This window comes from Fictibacillus aquaticus, assembly GCF_002245695.1.
Lineage (GTDB): Bacteria > Bacillota > Bacilli > Bacillales > Fictibacillaceae > Fictibacillus > Fictibacillus aquaticus.
Genome location: NZ_NOII01000037.1, coordinates 1 through 4,496 on the forward strand (window position 1 = coordinate 1; position 4,496 = coordinate 4,496).

Below are 4,496 nucleotides of genomic sequence, written 5' to 3' on the forward strand. Positions count from 1 at the left end.
GATCGCGCGTCTTGGCGTTAGAGCCTTTGTGGAAACAGAAGTCGCAATCGAGTTAGCTGTATCATGAAACCCGTTAATAAAATCAAATGCCAGCGCCCCGATAACAACTAGGACTGTAATTAGAAGAATTGTATCCATACCAGCCACCGTTACGCGTTTTTCATGATGATAGATTCAAGTGTATTGGCAACGTGCTGGCAGCTGTCGGCGATTTCTTCAAGAATGTCGTAAATTTCTTTGTATTTCATGACTTTGATCGGATCCTTTTCTGTTGCGAAGAGCTGACGGCGAGCTTCACGGTAAAGGTCGTCACACTTTGATTCATAATCTTTAATTTTAATAGCATGCTGGCGCATATCCAGCAATTTCTTATCTGCAAGCAGGTTCACAGCAAGCAGGATTTCATCCGCGCTAAGCTTGATGTTCTCAACAAACTTAACCATGTACTCATCGGGATTTGTAATAGCGTATATATCAAACAATGCTGAAGAGCCTTCAATTCCATCGAGAATATCATCCATGCTCATCGCAAGCTGGAGGATGTCTTCTCTTTCGATTGGTGTGATAAACACTTTGTTGAGCTCTGTGATGACTGTGTGTACATATGAGTCGCCCTTAGATTCAAGGTTCTTTAAGTGATCTGCAAATTCACGCAAGCTGCTTTCGTTCTTAATCTTAAAATCGTGGAAATACTCAGCAGACACCTTTAGGTTGCTGGCAATATCCGTAAGCATGACAGAAAACTTTTCCTTTTTCTTGTTTAACATTGTACCCTCCGAAAAATTAGAAATATAAATCCTTTTCTTTATCTGTTTTTCCTGTGTCCCGCTTTTTCTATTTTTACAAGCACTTGGCCACCCAAAACATTATATATAATCAAAGCGAAAAATGAAAGTTTCTGTCGATTTTGATAAGAAATTAACAAAATCTTTACATAGAGTTTACAATTGGTTCATTTACCCTCCTTTTAATATCCTAAACCTATTATGAAAGCGCTCTATTTTTCTTAACAATTTAATGGGTTGTCTGAATATTCTTTTCTCTGTACAATTGTCCGTATCAATAAAACAAATGTACACGTGGAAAGAACACGCATCTGGAAAGGATGAGACTATTGGGAGAACATGTAGCAATCGGCATACTAGGACTAGGAACTGTTGGCAGCGGGGTCGTGAGGATGGTGCACGGACACCAGGAGGAACTTCAGCACAAGGTGGGCTGCAAGGTTGTCGTGGAAAAAGTACTCGTCCAGGATCTTGAAAAAGAACGGCGCGTTTCACCTAAACAGGAATGGCTGACGCTTGATCCTGATGACGTGCTAAGCAACCCGAATATTGATGTAGTTATTGAGGTAATGGGCGGTATCGGCCTTGCAAGAAAGTATATTCTACAGGCGCTTAACAACGGCAAGCATGTCATCACAGCCAATAAAGACCTGATGGCGCTTCATGGTGCTGAGCTTCTAAAAACGGCAGCAGACAACGGGTGTGACCTATTTTACGAAGCAAGCGTGGCGGGTGGAATCCCGATTATCCGGGCATTGAAGGAAGGGCTAGCTTCCGACAGAATCACAAAAATGATGGGGATCGTAAACGGAACAACGAATTATATCCTGACAAAAATGGATAAACAGCAGCTTAGCTTCCAAGATGTATTAAAAGAAGCGCAGGAGCTCGGTTTTGCTGAAGCGGATCCTACTTCAGATGTAGAAGGACTCGATGCTGCAAGAAAAATGGCGATCTTGTCTACCCTCGGCTTCTCGATGAATATTCATCTTGATGATGTAGATGTAAAAGGGATCACAGGAGTTACGAAAGAGGATATTGATTATGCCAGACAGTTCGGCTATACGATCAAGCTGATCGGCAACGCTCGAAAAGATGATGGCAAGGTCGAGGTAAGCGTTGAGCCTACTCTTCTGCCTGATACTCACCCTCTTTCATCTGTGCACAACGAATACAATGCCGTATACATTTACGGAGAAGCTGTCGGTGAAACGATGTTTTTCGGCCCAGGTGCAGGTGAACTTCCTACTGCAACATCCGTCGTATCCGACCTTGTAGCAGTGATCCGTAACATGAGGCTTGGCGTAAACGGAAAAAACGATGTAGCGCCTCAGTATGAGAAGCAACTAAAGCCGCTTGATGAGATACACGGGAAATTTTATTACCGTCTTCATATTAAAGATGAAGCAGGAACGTTTTCTGTACTCGCTTCTCTATTCGCAGAGAACGGTGTCAGCTTAGAAAAGCTGCTTCAAAATCCTACAAGCAGCAAAGGAACAGTTGAGGTCGTGATTGTCACACATGGAACAACAAAACAGCGTGACAGCCTTGTATACAGCCAGCTTTTAAAATCAGACGCCGTTTATGGCATCGAAAGCCATTTCCGTGTGGAAGGAGTTTCAGCATGAGAAAACTAGGTTTAATCGAAAAATATAAACCATATCTTCCTGTAACTTCGGATACACCACTGCTTTCGCTCCTAGAAGGAGAAACTCCCCTTATCCCGCTGAAAGTTCTGTCAGAAGAATGGGGAGTCCGGCTTTACGCCAAGTATGAAGGGGCAAATCCTACTGGGTCCTTNNAAGACCGAGGCATGGTGCTGGCAGTAGCGAAGGCAAAAGAAGAAGGCAGCAAAGCTGTTATTTGCGCATCGACTGGCAATACTTCTGCATCAGCTGCAGCTTATGCTGCCAGGGCAGGGCTGCGGTGCGTGGTGGTTATACCAGAAGGAAAGATCGCCGCGGGAAAACTCGCCCAGGCAAAAATGTACGGAGCAGAAATTTATTCTGTACAAGGTAATTTTGATCAGGCGCTCGACATGGTCCGAAAATTAAGCGAGGAAGAGCCGTATACTCTTGTGAATTCGGTTAATCCATTTAGGCTTGAAGGACAGAAAACTGCTGCATTTGAACTGGCCGATGAACTCGGTCAAGCTCCCGATGTGCTCGCTATCCCGGTAGGAAATGCCGGAAACATATCAGCCTACTGGAAAGGGTTTAAAGAATATGGCAAGGGGCTGCCAATGATGATTGGGTTTCAGGCAGAAGGTGCTGCGCCAATCGTTCTGAACGAAATCGTCACACAGCCGGAAACGATAGCTACAGCAATAAGGATCGGTAATCCTGCGAGCTGGTCTTTGGCACTCGAAGCCCTTGAGCAGTCCGGCGGTTCAATACACAGTGTGTCTGACGAGGAAATTCTCGCTGCTTATGTCGATCTCGCCCAAAAAGAGGGGGTTTTCGCAGAGCCTGCCTCGTGTGCTTCTATCGCTGGACTTAAAAAGCTTGCTGACTCTGGCAAGCTGCCAAAAGGCAGTACGATCGTTGCTGTTTTGACTGGAAACGGATTGAAAGACCCCGACACGGCGATGAGTGCTGTCCCGGTTGAATCGGCTGTCATTCCTGCTGAATGGGAGGCTCTCAAGCATCACTTGGCTGGAGAACCAGTATTATGAGTTTTTCTCCGTTTTCCATCACCGTGCCGGGAACGACAGCAAATCTTGGCCCCGGGTTCGATTCCATCGGGATGGCGTTCAACCGCTATTTGCGGCTGAATGTCCTTCCGTCCGAGAAAACAGAATATCATTTTAGCGGACAAATTAATAAACCACTGCCGCTCGAAAATAATCTTGTGCATACAGCTGCAGAAACCATAGCAAAACGGCATGGAATGGAGCTTCCTCCTTTTCTTGCCGAGATGGACAGCGAACTGCCTCTGGCAAAAGGGCTCGGAAGCAGTGCTGCAGCTATTGCCGCAGGGATTGAGCTTGCGGATCAAGTATTAAAATTTAACCTTTCTTTGCATGAGAAGCTTACAGAAGCCTGCCTGCTCGAAGGTCACCCTGATAATGTAGTCCCTGCATTTACCGGCGGAATCATGATCAGCCATTTCTCAGATGGCGAACTGATCACCTTGCAGGCACCGCCGCCAAGAGTAGAATTGGTGATGGCTATGCCTTTTCAAGAATGGGCGACGAAAGAGTCACGAAACGCTCTTCCTGACCATTTAGATTTTGGCAAGGCAGTTCGTGCTGGCTCTTGCAGCAGTATCCTAGTCGCTTCATTATACAAAGGTGACTGGCAGACAGCTTGCCGCGTTATGGAGAAGGATTTATACCACGAGCCGTACCGTGCGCCATTCATTTCTGAATACAGCGCAGTAAAGGACGCTGCTGCTGCATTAGGCGCATATGGCGGAGCGATAAGCGGCGCAGGGCCTTCAATCGTCATTTTCACCGAACCTCAAACTGGGAAGAAGCTCGCCCACGCATTACAGGAAAAGTTTCAGCAATATGAGTTTGAAGTTCTTCTCCCTGACCTTGAAGGGACAAAAATATCTCAGTTAACATTAAAATAGAATCTTCATGCTTTTTATCAGTTTGAATTGTAAAAGCTCCTGAGTTTTCAGTGAAGCTTCTACGCCTAAACTATATGAGAAATTGTTTTGGCTGATTCTTTATGTCATTTTTTGGTCAACTTGAATCCATCATTG

4 protein-coding genes and 1 pseudogene are annotated in these 4,496 nt (G+C 45.3%); 3 read left to right on the plus strand and 2 right to left on the minus strand.

All coding sequences use genetic code 11. The features are described 5' to 3' along the window. Both CGZ90_RS21110 and CGZ90_RS18905 read right to left on the minus strand, forming a co-directional pair. A pseudogene (locus tag CGZ90_RS21110) lies at positions 1 to 138 on the minus strand (inorganic phosphate transporter); the annotation flags it as partial. Positions 139 to 149: 11 nt separating this feature from the next. Beyond that, on the minus strand, positions 150 to 767 hold the full coding sequence (locus tag CGZ90_RS18905; RefSeq protein WP_094254066.1) for a DUF47 domain-containing protein: 618 nt from the start codon (positions 765 to 767) through the stop codon (positions 150 to 152). A gap of 347 nt (positions 768 to 1,114) precedes the next feature. Between CGZ90_RS18905 and CGZ90_RS18910 the strand changes: the two genes are divergently transcribed. The 3 genes from CGZ90_RS18910 to thrB all read left to right on the plus strand — a co-directional run bounded on the left by CGZ90_RS18910 (position 1,115) and on the right by thrB (position 4,361). Beyond that, positions 1,115 to 2,413, plus strand: a complete 1,299-nt coding sequence (locus tag CGZ90_RS18910) for a homoserine dehydrogenase (RefSeq protein WP_094254067.1) — start codon at positions 1,115 to 1,117, stop codon at positions 2,411 to 2,413. Further along, positions 2,410 to 3,459, plus strand: coding sequence for a threonine synthase (gene thrC, locus CGZ90_RS18915; RefSeq protein WP_094254068.1), 1,050 nt, complete (start codon positions 2,410 to 2,412; stop codon positions 3,457 to 3,459). The genes CGZ90_RS18910 and thrC overlap by 4 nt, the downstream gene beginning before the upstream one ends. Beyond that, positions 3,456 to 4,361, plus strand: a complete 906-nt coding sequence (gene thrB / locus CGZ90_RS18920; RefSeq protein ID WP_165766918.1) for a homoserine kinase — start codon at positions 3,456 to 3,458, stop codon at positions 4,359 to 4,361. The genes thrC and thrB overlap by 4 nt, the downstream gene beginning before the upstream one ends. The last annotated feature ends 135 nt before the right edge of the window (positions 4,362 to 4,496 follow it).